We start from the raw sequence: 16,891 nt of genomic DNA, 5'->3' as shown, positions 1-16,891 counted from the left end.
AGGAGGTTTTATTAATGAAAATACTGGGGATTTCTGGTAGTCCGGTCAAAAGAGGAACATATTATCTTCTTGAGAAAACACTTGAAACAGCTGAAGAAGAAGGGGAAAATGTAGAGACTGAAATTATTCATATAGCTGATTATGAATTGAAATTTTGCCAGGGTTGTAATGATTGTCTAAAGAAAAAAGAATGTATTATAAAAGATGATGATCTTTATGAAATAGGTGATAAGATGGAAGAAGCAGATGCAATTATTTTTGCCTCACCTTCTTATTTTGGTAGTGTAACTGCCTATATGAAAAATTTAATGGACAGAAGTCGTTACCTAAAAATGCGAGATCATGCTTTAAAAGATAAACTAGCTGGAGCAATTACCAGTTCAGGGCTTACTCATGGTGGTGGTCAGAGTACAATTGAAAACATAAATCGCTTTGCCTTAACTCATGGTATGAAAGTTGTAGGAGTTGCTTCGCGTCCTGAATCAGAACCTAATATGGTAGTAGGTACTATGGAGGGACCAGAAGGTTTTAGAAGGATTAAAGATGATGAAAAAGCTGTGAAAATGGCTAAGAAACTTGCTAAAAGATTTATTTAAATTAATATTAAAAGAGTAAAATGAAGATATGAGAGGCAGTCTTAAATTTATAAGGCTGTCTTTTTTTATTTCATTAAATAGTTTTCCATGTGTAACTATTTTGAAACTTTATTATTTTACAATTATTATGTGATTCTAATTGAGATTATAGAAAAAATTAAATTAAAAATATTTTAATAGGAGGAATATTAATGAGATTAAAAGACAAAGTTGCAATTGTTACGGGAGCAGCCAATGGAATAGGTAAAAAAACAGCTGAATTTTTTGCAAGAGAAGGAGCAGAAGTAGTTATTGCTGATTATGATGTGAAAAATGGCAAAGAAAGTGCAGAAGAAATTAATGATGAATATGGAAGAGCTACTTTTATAGAGGTTGACGTATCTAATATTGATAGTGCTAAAAATTTAATCAAAAAAACAGTTGAAAAATTTGGGAAATTGGATATTTTAGTTAATAATGCAGGGATTACTGCAGATGGTTTTTTAGCTAAAATGGATGAAGAGCAGTGGGATAAAGTTATTGATATTAATTTAAAAGGGGTATTTAATTGTAGTAAATTTGCAGCAGATCAAATGATGGAACAGGGAGAAGGAGTTATTCTCAATGCTTCATCAGTTGTAGGACTTTATGGTAACGTTGGTCAAACTAATTATGCTGCAACTAAGTTTGGTGTAATAGGCCTAACAAAAACCTGGGCAAAAGAGTTGGCACCTAAAGGCGTAAGAGTTAATGCAGTGGCACCTGGTTATACTAATACTGATATGATGGAAAGTGTGCCAGATAAAATTTTGGATAAGTTTAAGGATAAGACTCCAATGAAAAGATTAGGAGAAGTAGAAGATATTGCTAATGCATATTTATTCCTGGCTTCAGATGAAGCAGCCTATGTAAATGGAGAAATTTTAAGTGTTGATGGTGGCTTAGTCTTAGGATAAAAATATAAAAAGGAGTGATATAGTGTCTGTAAGTATAATAGGTACTTCACATACAGAGTTTGGAAGGCTTGATAAAAGTATTTATGATCTTGTTGAAGAAACTGGAAAAAGGGCTTTAGAAGATTCTAAAGTAGATGCAGAAAAAATTGGTGGAATCTGGCTTGGTAATTTTAGTGCTGGAGGTTTTAATGATCAGGAACATCTGGCTCCATATGCACTTAATATAGATCCTGAGCTTCGATTTACTCCCGCTACAAGAGTAGAAAATGCCTGTGCATCAGGTTCAGCCGCTATTAGAGAAGCAAAAAATGCTCTAGAAGCAGGAGAAGTGGATTATGCTTTAGTAATTGGTGCTGAAAAAATGACTTCTCTTGATACTAAAGGAGTAACAAAAGTCCTGGCAATGGCCTCTTATTGGGAAGAAGAAGGGGCAAACGGAATGACTTTTCCTGGACTTTTTGCTGAGTATGCTAAAGGATATAAAAAAAGATATGGTTTTGAAGAAGATGAATTAAGAGAAAATCTTGCTAAAATAGCTGCTAAAAATCATCAAAATGCACTGGAAAATCCATTAGCTCAGATGCCCTGGGATTGTGATTATCAGGAAATTCTTGACCTGCCGGATGATAAAAATCCAATGATTGCTCCCCCTCTTAGATTATATGATTGTTCTCTGATTACAGATGGAGCTGCTGCTTTAGTATTAACCAGAACTGATAAAGCTAAAAAAATCAGTGATAATTCTGTAGAGATTGCATCATTGGTACAAACAAGTGATTATTTAGCCTTAGATAAAAGATCAAATTCAGAATTTGTAGCAGGTAAAAAGGCAATAGAAAAAGCTTATGAAGAAGCTAATATCTCAGTTGATGATCTTGATTTTGCGGAAGTTCATGATTGCTTTACTATTGCAGAATTACTTGCATATGAGGCTTTGGGTTTAGCAGAAGATGGAAAAGGTGGAGAAATATTAGGTGAAGGGATTGTAGAAGTTGGAGGTAAAACACCTGTTAATGCTTCAGGTGGCTTAAAAGCAAAAGGTCATCCTGTTGGTGCTACCGGAGTTTCTATGGCAGTTCTGGCTGCCAGACAGCTTATGGGAAATGCAATTGGTCATCAAATAGAAGGTGCTAAGACAGGTATTACCTTTAATATTGGAGGTAGTGCTGCCAGTAATTATGCCTTAGTCTTTAAAAAATAATTAGCATTTTTATTATTATAGACTCGTCCTATATATTTTTTGGGACGAGTTTATTTATTTAAACTTTAAAAAATGGAGGGTTTAAAGATGATAAATATGAAAAATATTACTATTAAAACTTTGATAGATAATACTTCAGCTAATCCTTTTATTATGGCTGAATGGGGTTTGAGTATATATCTTAATATAAATGGAAAGAAAATACTTTTTGATACAGGAGCAGGTAATTCTCAGGTTTTAGTTAATAATATGGAAGTAATGAATGTTAATCCAGCCAATATAGATTTATTAGTATTAAGTCATGGACATAAAGATCATACTGGTGGACTTAGAAATTTTTTAAGGAAAATGAATCGAAAAGATGAAAGTAAAAATATGAAAATAATTACTCATCCTGCTGCTTTAAAATCTCAATATATAAAAAACATTGGTAGTTTTGGGCTTCCTTTTACTAGAGAAGAATTAGAGAAATATGGAGCAAAATTCAAGGTGTCAAAAGAACCAAGCTGGATAACTGATGGTATTGTAGTTAGTGGAGAAATACCAATGAAAAATAATTTTGAAAAAATAGGAGAAGGTTTTTATCTTAAATTTAATAAAAAAGATTTTGATGAAGAAAAGATTATAAAAGAAGAAAATGAACTAGGATTTAAAACAAATGGAGATAAATTTGTTAAAGATAAAGAATTGATAGATGACCAGGCAATATTTATAAAAACTGATTTGGGATTAATTATTATTTTAGGTTGTGCCCATCGTGGAATTATTAACACTATAAATTATGCTAGGGAAATAACTGGCATAGATGATATTTATATGGTAATAGGTGGAACCCATACTGCTAATGCTAGTGAACAGCGGATGAATTCAACTATTAATGAAATAAAAAGAATGGATGTAAAAAAAATAGGAGTTTCTCATTGTACTGGGCTGGTGAGTGGATGCAAATTATCACGGGAATTAGGAAAAGAAATCTTTTTTCATAATAATGCTGGCTCAACTATAAAGTATGAAGATGATAGTTTAAAAATAAATGAATTCTAAATTTGTAATCTAATTTATATAAATTTATTATTATTTATTATAATATTTAAATAACTAAAGTTTTATGGAGGTGAAAATAGTGAAAAAATATTCTAAAGTTTTGCTGGCAGTTATTTTAGTAATTTTTCTTATAGCTAGTTATTATTTTTTCATTTATGATAATTCAGTTGCAGAAGATAAAATTGATTATCTAAAAGTTGAAAAAAATATTGACAACACAATCCTGAGAGCCACAGGAACTGTGGTTCCTGATAAAATAATTGATGTAAAATCTTCAATATCAGGAAAAATAGTGGAAGTTAATTTTGATGAAGGTGAAAAAGTAAAAGCTGGAGAAGAAATTTTAAGTTATGACAATAAACTTATTGCAAATGAAATAAAGAATTTAAAAGTACAAAAAGATAGAGCAAAGTTATCTGTAGAACAGGCAAAAATTTCGATGGAAGAAGCAAAAGCTTCTTTGGAATTAGCAAAAACTCAGCTAGAAAATTCTAAAAATACTTCAATTGAAAGTTATAAATTTGAAATTGAGCAGGCAGAAATAAATTTAGAAGAAGGTAAAAACAAACTAAAAAAATATAACAATTTACTTGAAAAAGAAGCTATTGAAGAATCTAAAATAGAAGACCAGGAATATCAGGTAAAAATTTTGAAAAATAAATTAAATTTAGCCAAACAAAAAATTGAAGATAGAAAAAGAGAAATTGATAATAATATAAGAGAAAGAGAAAAAAACTTAATCCTTGCAGAGAAAAAATATCTTAATGCAGAAAAAAATTATGAAATCACTCAAAAGTCTTTAAAAGAAACTGAAGTAGCTCATGAAAGAGCACTGGAAAAAAATGAGGATTATTATATTAAATCTCCGATTGAAGGTATTATAAAAGAAAAATTTGTTGAAAAGGGAGAATATGTACAACCGGCTGAAAACCTTTTTGAAATAGCTTCTAATACTCTACTCATAAAAATTAGTCCAGACGAAAGAGAAATCGGTCTTTTAAAAGAAAATAAAATAGCCTATGTTTCTCCTGAAGCTTATCCAGATAAAAAAATAGAAGCAAAGTTAACAAAAATATCTCCTAGTGTAGACAGCCAGAAAGGGACAATTGATGTTTATTATAAACCAATAGAAAATGTAGCTGATTTAGTTTATAATATGACTGTATCAGTTGATATTTTAAATGATGAAATAGATGCAAATAAAATTTATATTCCTGAAAAATATTTAGTTAATGAAAATCAAGTCTATTTTTATAATCAGGATAATAAAGCTGAATTAGTTGAAGTTGAAACTGGTGAATATAATGAAGGAAAAATTGAGATAAAAAGTGGATTAGAAAAAGGAGATATAATTATAAGCCCGGAGGATGCTGAAAAAAGTAAAAAGATTAATATTGAAGGGTGATAAAAATGAAATTCGAAATAAAAATGGCATGGAGATTTTTGAAGTCTGGAAAAACACAAACATTTTTGATTTTACTTGGAATTATAATAGGAGTTGCAGTTCAAACTTTTCTTGGTTCTTTAATAGGGGGGTTACAAAAAGATTTAGTTAATCAAACCGTTGGAAACTCTCCTCACATTACAATTTTAGGTGAAGATCAGACTCCCAGGCCTGTGTTAGTAACTGACCATGACATAACTAGAATTATAACTTACAGTGGTACAGAAGAAGGAATAAAAAGATGGAGGGAAAAAATAGAAAATCTTGATAGAAATCAAGATTTAACAGCAGTTTCTCCTGTAATTGAAGGTTCAGGATTTGCTATCAGAGGTTCTAATAATCAATCTGTTATTTTAAGGGGAGTAGAACTTGATAGAGCTGATAGAATCTATAATATTAAAAATAGAATAGTTGAAGGTAAAAAAGATATTAGTGGGAACTCTATTTTAATTGGAGTTGAGTTAGCTGAGGAATTGGAGTTAGTACCAGGTGATTCTCTGCAGATTAGAAGTGCAGGAGAAGTAACTGATCGCTTTGTAGTAAGTGGAATTTTTGATTTAAAATCAGGAGAATTAAATAAAAGCTGGATATTTATGAGCCAGCAGAGAGCAGGTACTTTTCTTGGAATTGAAAATAAAATTTCCAGTATTGAATTACAGGTCAAAGAAGTTTTTGAAGCTGATAAAATTGCATCAAATCTTAATGATGAAATAGATGGAATAAAGGCTGAAAATTGGCAAAAAAATAATCAGCAGCTTTTAACTGCTTTGCAGAGTCAAAGTAGTTCAAGTATTGTAATCCAGGTATTTGTAATAATTGCTGTAACTCTTGGTATTGCCAGTGTTTTGGCAGTTTCTGTTGTGCAAAAATCTCGACAGATTGGGATTTTAAAAGCAATGGGAGCAACTAATCGCAGTGTAGCTTTAGTATTTTTGTTACAGGGAGCTATTCTTGGGGTTATTGGATCAATTTTAGGGAGTTTAAGTGGAATTGGATTAAGTCAATTATTTGTTAGTTTAATAAGAACAGCAGATGGAGACCCGCTATTTCCTGTTCAAATAGAACCTTTATTTATAATGCTTTCTATTTTTATTGCAACTATGGCCGGGATGATAGCTGCTCTTATTCCAGCGCGGAATTCAGCTAAATTAAGTCCGATAGAGGTGATTAGAAGTGCCTAATGAATTAATAGAAATAAAAAATATTATAAAAGTTTATGGTCAAGAAATAAAAAATGAAGTTTTACATGGATTTTCTCTTGCTATCAAAGAGGGAGAATTTGTATCAATAATAGGTCCTTCTGGGTCAGGTAAAAGTACCTTACTTAATATATTAGGTACTCTTGATACTGCTACTTCAGGCCAAATAACTATTAATGGAGAAGATATAAGTGACTTTGATGAAGATAAACTGGCTTCTTTTAGAAATAAAAATATAGGCTTTGTTTTTCAATTTCATCATCTTTTACCTGAATTTAGTGCTGTTGAAAATGTGATGATGCCCAGTTGGATTGAAAAAGGAACAGCTGTAGATGATTTTAAAGAAAGAGCTTATGAACTCCTTGATTTAGTTGGGTTAAAAGGTTTTGAAGAAAAATTAATAACAAAATTATCAGGAGGACAAAAGCAGAGAGTAGCAGTTGCCAGAGCTTTGATGAATAAACCTGCAATACTAATGGCTGATGAGCCTACAGGTAATCTTGATAGTGAAACTACTATGAAAGTATATAATTTATTAAGAAATATAAATGAAGAATTAAATACAACTTTTGTCATTGTGACTCATGACCGTCATCTGGCTGCTAAGTCAGATCGTGTTATAGAAATGATAGATGGAAATATAGATAGAGATATTTATAAAGGGAAAAAAGGTGAAAACGAAGAATGGCAGGAACTTGCACCAGTCTATTGTAGAGAATTACAGGGTGTTAATGTTGACTAAAAATAAGGGGTTTTATTAATGAATAATCAATTAAAAAAATCATATGGTATTTTTATCTGGCATGGATTCTTTCTTACTTTAACAATGTCAATGATAGATTTCAATACTGTTTTTCCTTCTCTTATTTCTACTTTAGTTGATTCTAAGATTATATTTGGCCTTTTATATTCAATAATGTTAGGTGCTCCCAAATTATTTAATATAGTTTTTAGTCATTATATGAATTCTTATGATTATAGAAAAAAATTTTTAATAGGCGGAATATATCTTAGAGCTTTTTCTTTTTTTGGGATGGCTGCATTTACTTATTTTTTTGGAGCTGACAATCCTAAATTAGTAATTATCAGTTTCTTTTTCTGGGTGCTTCTTTTTTCACTTAGCGGTGGATTTGCCGGTATGTCCTATAGTGAGATAGTTGGTAAAACTGTAAGAAAAGAAGATAGAGGAAAATTATATGCAAGTAAACAATTTGCTGCTAGTTTAGCAGCTTTTTTAGGTGGAATGGTTGTTCAGAATATATTTTCAGGTAATAGTTTCAATTTTCCACTTAATTACTCTTTAACTTTATTTATTGGATTTAGTGGTTTAATTATAGCTTCAATAGCATTTTGGTTTATAGATGAACCTCCTTCAGAAAATAAGGATGAGGATATATTATCTCTTAAAGAGTATATTAAAAAAGTACCCAATATCTTAAAAGCAGATAATAACTTTATTCAATATATAATTGTGGAAAATATGGCGAGTTTTAGCAGAATGTTACTTCCTTTTTATATAGTTTATGCTCGGGAAACATTTAAAATTGGTGCAAGTTACATAGGCAAATATCTTTTATATCAAATAGCTGGAACTGTTTTATCGAATTTACTCTGGGGTTATATTTCTGATAGATTTAATTCAAAAAAGGTTGTCAGGATTTGTATTTTAGGAGGTGGACTTATTCCTCTAATTGCATTAGCTATAACCCCGGCTGGGCCGGAAGTTTTTGTAGTTATTTTCTTCATGATAGGGTTTTTAAAGAGTGGTCGAAAAGTTGGTTTTGAACCATATTTACTTAATATTGCCCCTGATGATAGAAGAACGGTATATCTTGGTATCAGAGGTACATTAAATTTTATGGTTGTTTTGCTACCACTTTTAGGTGGAATATTTATAGATTATCTCGGTTATTTATTTACCTTTATACTTGTTTCTGTAGTTATGTTAACAGCATTTTATCTTATGGGAAAAGAAAAGTTGAAATATAATCATGATTAATACAAACAAGGGTAAATATAGAAAAATATAAGCGAAAAAAAGAGTATTATAGAGCTAATCCTCTCTCATTATTTGACATCATTACTTTTATTACCTATAATTTTAATGATGTTAATGTAGCAATTAAAAAATAGTGAGGGAGGAATTTTTAGTGCTAAGTGATAAGATTTCAAACTGGATGCAGCAAAAAGTTAAAGAAAGAGATGCCAAAGGAGCTGTTGTTGGTCTGAGTGGAGGAGTTGATTCTGCAGTAATAGCAGGACTTATCAAAAAAGCATTTGGTGATAATTCTTTAGGATTATTATTGCCCTGTGATGGTAGTATTAGTAAAGATGACAAATATGCTAAAATGACTGCAGAAAAATTTGAAATAGACACAGTTAAGTTAAATCTGGAAAAAGTTTATAAATCTTATATGGATGTTTTTTCTAAACTTAATGATCTAGAATTAGAAATTGAAGAGGCTGATCGCAATGAATGGCCCCAAACTGGAGTTAAAGCTAAAGATGTAGATAATCATGCGGCTCATAATATGAAGCCAAGATTAAGGATGATAGCCCTTCATTATGTTGCAGAAAAATATAATTATGTAGTAATGGGTACTTCTAATAAGAGTGAAATAATTACAGGGTATTATACAAATAATGGTGATAATGCGACTGACTTAAGACCTTTAGGTGATTTATTTAAATCAGAAGTCTGGAATTTAGCTCGAGAAGTTGGAGTACCAGAAGAAATTATTGAAAGACCTCCCAGTGGAGGATTAAGAGGTGGAGAAACTGATGAAGAAGATATAGGTATAAGTTATGATAAACTTGAAAAAATATATAAAGCTTTAAATGGTGGAAAAAAATTAAATGAGTTTGATAATAAGGAAGTTAATTTAGTTAAATATTTAGTTTCTGAGGCAAAAAATAAAGAAGATATTCCTGTTTTTACTAATAAGTAGTAATTTAAAATCTCAAAAGGAGGTTTTTAAATGAAAAAAACATTATTAGCTTTAATTGCGGTTTTTTTGATGATTGGATTGTTGAGTGGTAATACTATGGCCCAGGATGATACTATTACTCTTGGTGAAGGGGATTGGCCAGGTATAAGAGCTAAAAATTCTGTAGTTGAAGTTATAATTGAAAGTATGGGTTATGAAGTTGAAAGAATGACAGCACGAGATCCTTTAATTCATCAGGGATTAACACAAGGGGATGTAGATATTCATTTAGGTTCCTGGATGCCTCAAATTTTAGATATGAGGGAAAAATATAAAGGTGATTATGATTATGTAACTCAGAATATGACAGAAGGATTATATACTTTAGCAGTTCCTCAATATGTCTGGGAAGAAGGAGTTAAAACTCAGGCAGATCTTCAAAAATATCCTGAAAAATTTGATAAAAAAATTTATGTAGGTCCTAATGGTTGGGCTTCAAGTAAAAAAATGAATGAAGCCAAAGAAAATAATATTTATGGATTAGGTGACTGGTCAATAATAAATAGTAGTCAGAGTGCGATGATGGCTCAAATTGAAAAATCAATTGATAATAAAGATTGGATAGTTTTTGCTGGGTGGAGACCTCACTGGATGAACTCTGCTTATAATTTAAAATATTTAGAAGATCCTAAGAGATTATGGGAAAGTCCTTATTCCTGGGTAGATACTCTTGTCCGAAAAGGGTTTGAAGATGACTATCCCCAGGTATATAGATTTTTGCAGCAATTTAGAGTTAATGTAGAAGATAATGATAAATGGATTTATGAAATTGGATATAATGAACGTGATGGCGAAGAAGTTGCGAGAGAATGGCTTAGTAATAATATTATTGAAGTTAGAAGATGGTTGAGTATGGTAGAAACTAAAGATGGTCAGGATGCATATAATGTATTGAAGGAAGAATTAGGTATAGAGTAAAAAATAGTAAATTATATTTTTTGAAATTTATAATTAAGCCCTCACAACTAAGTGAGGGTTCTTCTTTTTGCTAAAAAATTACTATAATGATATAATATCATAAAGTATTAAATTTTACTTTTTTTATATAAACCAGTAAAAAGAATGATTGAAAAAAATTAGGAGGGTTTTAAAATAATGAATGAGTATTTAATTGTACTTAATAAAGATGAAGATACAGTATCTATAGTTGATCCTATAAAAAGAAAAGAGATTAAGAGAATTGAGGTAGATCGTAATCCTCATGAAATAGTAGTTAGTAAAGATGGCCAAAAAACTTATGTTAGCTGTTCTTTAGGTAATGTGGTAGATGTAATTGATAATGAAGAATTTGAAGTTATAAAAAGAATCGAAGATAAAGATTTTGATTTTCCCCATGGAATGGATATTACTCCAGATGGTGAAAAACTTTATTTAGCTTCTACTTATAGTGAAATGATTTTTGTAATAGATACTAAGAGTGATGAAATAATAAATAAATTTCCTACCTATCAGGATAAATCTCATATGATTTCTTTTTCTCATGATGGAAAGTTTATTTATGTTCCTAATATTGGCAGTGATAATATTACAGTGATTAATGTAGAAAAGGAGAAAATTATTAATCATTTTCCTGTAGGAGGTGGCCCTGAGGGGGTAGCTGCTGATCCAGTAGGCAAAAATCTATATGTGGCCAATCAAAAAGATAATACTTTATTTGTAATTGATATTGAAGATTATAGTATTTTACATAAAAGAAGATTAGGAGATGTACCAATCCGAATAGTATTTTCACCTGATGGACGTTATGCCTTTATCCCCAATAGAGAATCTGGAGATCTTTCTGTAATTGATACAAAACATAAATTAAAAGGAGAGTTAATTCCCTGGGAAATCAAAAGAATACCAGTAGGTATCTGGCCTGGAGGTACTGTGTTTAATGAAGATGGTTCTTATGCTTATGTAGCAAATAATAAAACTAATGATATTTCAATAATAAATGTTGAAACTCTAAAAGAAGAAGAAAAGAGAATAGATGTAGGTATTCATCCAGATGGAATTGCTTATTTAAAAAAATAATTTTTTGACATAAAATGCTGAATTGTGTTAGACTTGAATAAGCTAGTAAAAAATAATAATTAAATAGCATAGATAATCAACCCTGATTATAGCTATAATCAGGGTTTTTGCTGTAATAATGGATTTATTTTAAATAGAGATATTTTTTAAAAAAGGAAAGGAAAGATATAATGAGAGAAAAAGAAATAATTAATCTTGCAATAATCGCCCATGTTGATGCAGGTAAATCAACTTTAGTTGATGCTTTATTAAATCAAAGTGGGATTTTTAGAGAAAATGAGGATGTTGTGGATTGTGTGATGGATACTGATGATTTAGAAAGAGAAAGAGGAATAACTATTTATTCCAAAAACTGTGCAATAGAACATGATGGATATAAAATTAATATTGTAGATACACCAGGGCATGCAGACTTTTCTTCAGAAGTAGAAAGAGTTATAAGAGCTGTTGATTCAGCAATTTTATTGGTTGATGCAACTGAAGGACCTATGCCTCAAACTCGTTTTGTTTTACAGAAATCACTTGAAATGGATTTAAATCCGATAGTATTAATAAATAAAATTGATAAAAATAATGCTAGACCTGAAGAAGTGAAAGATATGATTTTAGATCTTTTTATAGATCTTCATGCAAATGATGAACAATTAGAATTTCCAGTTATTTATGGAGTTGCTACAGAAGGTATTGCTAAAAATGAAATTAATGAAGAAAGTGAAGATCTTGGGCCACTTTTTGATACAATAATAAATAATGTGAAAAGTTATCCTGATAAAAATAATAAAGATCTACAGATGCAAGTTTATGATCTGGCTTATGATGATTATTTAGGAAGGATAGGTATTGGACGCGTCCATCAGGGGAAAATCAAAGATGGACAGAAAGTTGCAATATCAAAAAGAGATGGCTCAATTAAAAAGGGAAAAATAACTAAACTATCAGTTTATGAAGGTTTAAAACAAATAGCTGTAGATGAAGCTGAGAGTGGAGATATAGTATCAGTGGCAGGTATGCCAGACATATCCATAGGAGAAACACTTTGTGAACCAGGAAAAGTCGATCCTTTACCAACAATTGACATTGAAGAACCTACTTTATCCATGGATTTTCAGGTTAATGATTCACCTTTTGCCGGCCAGGAAGGTGATTATTTGACTACCCGGCATCTTAAGGCAAGACTTGATAGAGAATTAGAAGTGAATGTTGGCTTAAGAGTGGAAAAAACTGAAAATAAGGAAGCCTTCAAAGTTTCTGGAAGAGGTGAACTGCATCTTTCAGTTCTTTTGGAAAATATGAGAAGAGAAGGTTATGAAGTAGCAGTTTCCAAACCAGAAGTATTGATGAAAAGAATTGATGGGAAATTAAATGAACCTGTAGAGAGAGTGTTAGTAGATGTTCCAGAAGAATACTCGGGTACAGTAATTGAAAAATTAAATAAAAGAAGAGGTATGATGCAGTCAATGCAGGCTGAAAATGGATATGTAGAGCTTGAATACCTTGTTCCTACCAGAGGACTAATTGGATATAGAAGTGAATTTATAAATGATACCAGTGGAGAAGGAACTATAGTTCGCTCTTTTGATAAATATGAGCAACACAAGGGAGAGGTGCCTAAAAGGAGTAATGGTGTATTAGTTTCTGGGAATGATGGAACTGCTATGGCGTATGCACTTTCTAATTTAACGGAAAGAGGGACCCTGTTTATTGAACCAGGTACTGAAGTTTATGAGGGGATGATCATTGGAGTTAATAATCGCGAAAATGATCTTGCTGTTAATCCCTGTAAAAATAAAAAATTAACAAATGTAAGGGCAGCAGGTTCTGATGATGCATTAAAATTACCTCCTGCTAAAAAAATGGATCTTGAAGATGCTCTTGAATTTATAGATGATGATGAATTAGTAGAAGTTACACCTGAAGCAATTAGAATGAGAAAGAAAATTTTAAATGAAAAAATGCGCCGCAAAAAACAAAAATAGAACACTTTATTGCAGGATAATAATTTTTATTAACGAATTATTATAATAATATAAGAAAAAGTAAATTATAAAAAATTGGAGGGGTATTATGAAAATTGTTTTGCTAGAAGCACTTGCAATTTCTGATAATAAATTAGATGAATTTAGATCAAAATTAGAAGAAAAGGGACATGAATTTAAAGCTTATGATAAAAGGGTAGAGAAAGATGAAAAGATTATTGAGAGAGCAAAAGATGCAGATGTAATTATAATTACTAATTTACCAATTTCTAAAAATGTAATAAACTCTCTGCCTGAGTTAAAAATGATTTCTGTTGCTTTTACAGGAGTTGATCATATTGATCTTAATGCCTGTAAAGAAAACGATATTGTTGTTTCAAATGCTCCTGGTTATTCTACTCATTCAGTTGCTGAATTAGCTATAGGACTTATGGTTAATGTAATGAGAAATATGAATAAATGTGATAATGCAGTTAGAAATGGTAAAACAAGGAGTGGACTAATAGGTAATGAAATTCATGGCAAAACTCTTGGTATAATTGGTACAGGAAGTATTGGAACAAGAGTAGCTGAAATTGGTAAAGCTTTTGGCTGTGATTTGATAGCTTATAGTAGAAGTGAATCACAAAAGGCAAAAGAATTGGGAATTGAATATCTAAGTATTGAAGAACTTTTTGAAAAAAGTGATATTATTTCTCTTCATGTACCCCATACTCCTGAAACTGAAGGTATGATTGATGCCAATTTAATTAATAGAATGAAAGAATCAGCTATTTTTATAAATACAGCCCGAGGCCCTATTGTTGATAGTGAAGCCCTAGCTGATGCTTTAAATGATGAAAAAATTGCAGGTGCTGGAGTAGATGTATTTGAAATGGAACCTCCTATTCCAGAAAAGCATCCACTTGTTAATGCTAAAAATACAGTATTAACTCCTCATGTTGCTTTTGCAACACCTGAAGCTTTTGCTAAAAGAGCAGATATTGTATTATCCAATATAATTTCCTGGGAAAAAGGTGATACAATTAATCAAATTGTATAATATAATTTGAGGAGGATTTTATTATGAATGATGATTTCAATATAAGATTTGCCCAAAGAAAAGATACTGAACTTGTATTAAAATTCATAAAAGAATTAGCAGATTATGAAGAACTTTTAGATGAAGTAATTGCAGATGAAGAGACTTTAGAAGAATCTCTTTTTGATCGAGAAATGGCTGAAGTAATAATTGCGGAATATAAGGATAAACCTGTTGGTTTTGCTTTGTTTTTTCATAATTTTTCTACGTTTTTAGGAAAACCAGGGATTTATCTTGAAGATCTTTATGTAAAACCAGAATATAGAGGTAATGGATTTGGAAAAAAACTTCTTGCTTTTTTGGCTGATCTGACAGTTAAAAGAGATTGTGGCCGTTTGGAATGGTGGGTTTTAGATTGGAATAAGTCTTCTATTGACTTTTATGAATCATTGGGAGCTAAAGCTATGGATGAATGGACTGTTTATCGTTTGACTGGAAAATCTCTTCAAGAACTTGCTGGTGATTTTAAAAGTTAAGGAAGGAGAGATATTATGAAAAATGTAGGTAAAGTTGATAGGTATATTAGAATTATTTTGGGAATTATTATTTTAAGTTTACTCTTTTTTCTTAAAGGAGATGTTAAATACTTTGCTTTAATAGGGGTGATCCCTTTATTTACTGGTTTAGCTAACTATTGTCCACTGTACAAACTTCTAGGGATAGATACCCAAAAAAGAGGTGACTAAAAGTGGCAGATGAGAATAATCAATACCTGGTGATGATAGTTTTAGGTTTTGTGTTTTTCTTTATTGGAGGTCTAAAATTATATCAGGGAGATCTTTTTACTGCTGGAGTTTTAATAGTGGCTGCAATTTTAATATTTATTAGCTATTTATTGTTAACATCAGATTTGGATGATAGAAGTTAAATTTATGTATTAGAAACAGGAGGAAAAAGACATGTTAGGAAGATTAATAATCTCAATGTTAGGACTTTTTATTACTGCTGCTATAATACCCGGGATTGCAGTTAATGGAATTTGGGCAGGTTTTTTTGCAGCACTTATTCTTGGAGTTGTGAATGGAATTATTAAACCAGTTTTTACATTATTGACTTTGCCTCTTACAATTTTAACTTTAGGATTATTCATTTTTGTGATAAATGGTTTAATGTTTATGCTAAGTGCAGCAATAGTTCCAGGGTTTGTAGTTTCAGGTATATTTACAGCAATTTTTGGTTCTATTGTATTTGGACTTTTAACAGGATGGATTCATAAAGCATTATAATAATTATATAAAAGGCCTGAGTTTAATTTCTCAGGCCTTTGTTTATTAATATATTAATTAAATTTCAATTAGCTCATAATCTGTTGAACCAAGTCCAATTTCTTCACCATATTCTATTTGTTTAACTCCGCCATCAGTATCAGGATGAATTGCTTTAAATTTATTATCTCCCTTAGGGAAAGATTCATTTAATACCCCACCTTTTTTAGCTGGCTGTTCATTTACCAGATCAAGTGAAGCCTGTTCAATTGCTACTGGATCTTTAGATGCTAAAATCCCAATATCTTCAATAATTGGTTCATCACTCCAGGGAGTACAGTCACAATCAGGTGTAATATTTACTACAAAATTTATATATCCTGCTTTATCCAGCTTGTTTTTGAGAACACCATAAGTAAATTCAACCTGTCTTTCTTCTACTCCCTCACTACTTGCTTCCCATTCAATAGAGATAGCTTCAGTAGGACAGGTGGTAACACATTCACCACAACCTATGCACTTATTATGATCAATTACACTCTTTTCATCAGTTATTGTAATTGCATCTTCCGGACACCATTTTACACATTCCTTACATTTAATACATTCATTTTCATCAATCTCTGGTAAAACAGTAGAATGCATCATCTGTTTTCCACTACGAGATCCAAGTCCCATCCCAATATTTTTAAAAGTTCCTCCAAATCCAGTAAGTTGATGACCTTTGAAATGGGCTACACTAATTAAACTATCGGCGTGGTAAGCATCAGCCCCTATTTTTACTGAATCAAAATTTTTCAAATCAACTTCTACTTCTGTATAACTTTTACCAGTTAAACCATCAGCAATTATTAGAGGAGCTTTTACACTGGAATAGCCAAAGCCATTAGCAATTGCTGTATTTAAATGATCAACTGAGTTTGCTCTTTCTCCTACATAAAGTGTATTGGCATCTGTAAGAAAAGGTTTTCCTTTTGCTTCTTTTATTGCTTCAACTAATTTACGAATATAAATTGGTCGAATAAATGCTGTGTTATTTTTTTCACCGAAATGTAATTTTATAGCTGTCATATCGTCTTCTTCAATAAATTCATCAAAACCTGCTTTTTCAAATAATTTATAAAGCTTAACAATCATACTTGAATTATGACCTGTTGCTCTTGTGTTTGCAAAATATACTTTACTTGCCATAAATTTCCCTCCTTTA

At 31.0% G+C, this 16,891-nt stretch carries 18 protein-coding genes; 17 read left to right on the top strand and 1 reads right to left on the bottom strand.

Annotated features, from left to right (window positions below; all coding sequences use genetic code 11):
• From VJ881_05670 to VJ881_05590, 17 genes are all read left to right on the top strand, one after another.
• Positions 1 to 596 (top strand): flavodoxin family protein (locus VJ881_05670; protein HKL75537.1); only part of this gene is annotated, 596 nt, incomplete at its 5' end.
• 191 nt (positions 597 to 787) lie between these two features.
• Positions 788 to 1,531: a 3-oxoacyl-ACP reductase FabG gene (fabG, locus tag VJ881_05665; GenBank protein HKL75536.1), complete on the top strand. Its 744-nt coding sequence runs from the start codon at positions 788 to 790 to the stop codon at positions 1,529 to 1,531.
• Between the two features lie 22 nt (positions 1,532 to 1,553).
• On the top strand, positions 1,554 to 2,732 hold the full coding sequence (locus tag VJ881_05660) for a thiolase domain-containing protein (protein HKL75535.1): 1,179 nt from the start codon (positions 1,554 to 1,556) through the stop codon (positions 2,730 to 2,732).
• A gap of 87 nt (positions 2,733 to 2,819) precedes the next feature.
• Entirely contained in the window at positions 2,820 to 3,776 is a 957-nt protein-coding gene (locus VJ881_05655; GenBank protein ID HKL75534.1) for an MBL fold metallo-hydrolase, read from the top strand.
• A 79-nt stretch (positions 3,777 to 3,855) separates the two neighbouring features.
• Entirely contained in the window at positions 3,856 to 5,181 is a 1,326-nt protein-coding gene (locus tag VJ881_05650; protein ID HKL75533.1) for an efflux RND transporter periplasmic adaptor subunit, read from the top strand.
• A 5-nt stretch (positions 5,182 to 5,186) separates the two neighbouring features.
• Positions 5,187 to 6,401: an ABC transporter permease gene (locus VJ881_05645; GenBank protein ID HKL75532.1), complete on the top strand. Its 1,215-nt coding sequence runs from the start codon at positions 5,187 to 5,189 to the stop codon at positions 6,399 to 6,401.
• Positions 6,394 to 7,161, top strand: coding sequence for an ABC transporter ATP-binding protein (locus VJ881_05640; protein ID HKL75531.1), 768 nt, complete (start codon positions 6,394 to 6,396; stop codon positions 7,159 to 7,161). Before VJ881_05645 ends, VJ881_05640 begins: the two co-directional genes overlap by 8 nt.
• 18 nt (positions 7,162 to 7,179) lie before the next feature.
• Complete coding sequence (locus VJ881_05635; protein ID HKL75530.1) at positions 7,180 to 8,418, top strand: MFS transporter; 1,239 nt, start codon at positions 7,180 to 7,182, stop codon at positions 8,416 to 8,418.
• 151 nt (positions 8,419 to 8,569) lie between these two features.
• Entirely contained in the window at positions 8,570 to 9,367 is a 798-nt protein-coding gene (nadE, locus tag VJ881_05630; GenBank protein ID HKL75529.1) for an NAD(+) synthase, read from the top strand.
• Positions 9,368 to 9,397: 30 nt separating this feature from the next.
• Positions 9,398 to 10,324, top strand: coding sequence for a glycine betaine ABC transporter substrate-binding protein (locus VJ881_05625; protein ID HKL75528.1), 927 nt, complete (start codon positions 9,398 to 9,400; stop codon positions 10,322 to 10,324).
• A 177-nt stretch (positions 10,325 to 10,501) separates the two neighbouring features.
• Positions 10,502 to 11,422: a beta-propeller fold lactonase family protein gene (locus tag VJ881_05620; protein ID HKL75527.1), complete on the top strand. Its 921-nt coding sequence runs from the start codon at positions 10,502 to 10,504 to the stop codon at positions 11,420 to 11,422.
• 170 nt (positions 11,423 to 11,592) lie between these two features.
• Entirely contained in the window at positions 11,593 to 13,398 is a 1,806-nt protein-coding gene (gene typA / locus VJ881_05615) for a translational GTPase TypA (GenBank protein ID HKL75526.1), read from the top strand.
• Positions 13,399 to 13,486: 88 nt separating this feature from the next.
• Positions 13,487 to 14,440: a 2-hydroxyacid dehydrogenase gene (locus VJ881_05610; protein HKL75525.1), complete on the top strand. Its 954-nt coding sequence runs from the start codon at positions 13,487 to 13,489 to the stop codon at positions 14,438 to 14,440.
• 23 nt (positions 14,441 to 14,463) lie between these two features.
• The gene (locus tag VJ881_05605; protein HKL75524.1) at positions 14,464 to 14,955 is read left to right on the top strand and encodes a GNAT family N-acetyltransferase; all 492 of its coding nucleotides are present in this window, start codon (positions 14,464 to 14,466) and stop codon (positions 14,953 to 14,955) included.
• Between the two features lie 15 nt (positions 14,956 to 14,970).
• Complete coding sequence (locus VJ881_05600; GenBank protein HKL75523.1) at positions 14,971 to 15,165, top strand: DUF2892 domain-containing protein; 195 nt, start codon at positions 14,971 to 14,973, stop codon at positions 15,163 to 15,165.
• Positions 15,166 to 15,167: 2 nt separating this feature from the next.
• The gene (locus VJ881_05595; GenBank protein ID HKL75522.1) at positions 15,168 to 15,347 is read left to right on the top strand and encodes a hypothetical protein; all 180 of its coding nucleotides are present in this window, start codon (positions 15,168 to 15,170) and stop codon (positions 15,345 to 15,347) included.
• Between the two features lie 31 nt (positions 15,348 to 15,378).
• The gene (locus VJ881_05590) at positions 15,379 to 15,705 is read left to right on the top strand and encodes a phage holin family protein (protein HKL75521.1); all 327 of its coding nucleotides are present in this window, start codon (positions 15,379 to 15,381) and stop codon (positions 15,703 to 15,705) included.
• A 57-nt stretch (positions 15,706 to 15,762) separates the two neighbouring features.
• On the opposite strand, the gene VJ881_05585 is transcribed toward VJ881_05590, so the two are convergent.
• On the bottom strand, positions 15,763 to 16,875 hold the full coding sequence (locus tag VJ881_05585) for a DUF362 domain-containing protein (protein ID HKL75520.1): 1,113 nt from the start codon (positions 16,873 to 16,875) through the stop codon (positions 15,763 to 15,765).
• Between the last annotated feature and the right edge of the window lie 16 nt (positions 16,876 to 16,891).

Source organism: Halanaerobiales bacterium, assembly GCA_035270125.1.
Lineage (GTDB): Bacteria > Bacillota > Halanaerobiia > Halanaerobiales > DATFIM01 > DATFIM01.
Note: the sequence above shows the minus strand (reverse complement) of the source record. Positions and strands in the feature narration are given on the sequence as shown.

What these genes read in the sequence shown, in the direction of transcription:
- fabG (HKL75536.1), top strand. Translation starts at nt 788, where the DNA reads ATGAGATTAAAAGACAAAGTTGCAATTGTTACGGGAGCAGCCAATGGA.
- VJ881_05655 (HKL75534.1), top strand. Translation starts at nt 2,820, where the DNA reads ATGATAAATATGAAAAATATTACTATTAAAACTTTGATAGATAATACT.
- VJ881_05645 (HKL75532.1), top strand. Translation starts at nt 5,187, where the DNA reads ATGAAATTCGAAATAAAAATGGCATGGAGATTTTTGAAGTCTGGAAAA.
- VJ881_05635 (HKL75530.1), top strand. Translation starts at nt 7,180, where the DNA reads ATGAATAATCAATTAAAAAAATCATATGGTATTTTTATCTGGCATGGA.
- VJ881_05625 (HKL75528.1), top strand. Translation starts at nt 9,398, where the DNA reads ATGAAAAAAACATTATTAGCTTTAATTGCGGTTTTTTTGATGATTGGA.
- VJ881_05620 (HKL75527.1), top strand. Translation starts at nt 10,502, where the DNA reads ATGAATGAGTATTTAATTGTACTTAATAAAGATGAAGATACAGTATCT.
- typA (HKL75526.1), top strand. Translation starts at nt 11,593, where the DNA reads ATGAGAGAAAAAGAAATAATTAATCTTGCAATAATCGCCCATGTTGAT.
- VJ881_05610 (HKL75525.1), top strand. Translation starts at nt 13,487, where the DNA reads ATGAAAATTGTTTTGCTAGAAGCACTTGCAATTTCTGATAATAAATTA.
- VJ881_05605 (HKL75524.1), top strand. Translation starts at nt 14,464, where the DNA reads ATGAATGATGATTTCAATATAAGATTTGCCCAAAGAAAAGATACTGAA.
- VJ881_05600 (HKL75523.1), top strand. Translation starts at nt 14,971, where the DNA reads ATGAAAAATGTAGGTAAAGTTGATAGGTATATTAGAATTATTTTGGGA.
- VJ881_05590 (HKL75521.1), top strand. Translation starts at nt 15,379, where the DNA reads ATGTTAGGAAGATTAATAATCTCAATGTTAGGACTTTTTATTACTGCT.
- VJ881_05585 (HKL75520.1), bottom strand. Translation starts at nt 16,875, where the DNA reads ATGGCAAGTAAAGTATATTTTGCAAACACAAGAGCAACAGGTCATAAT.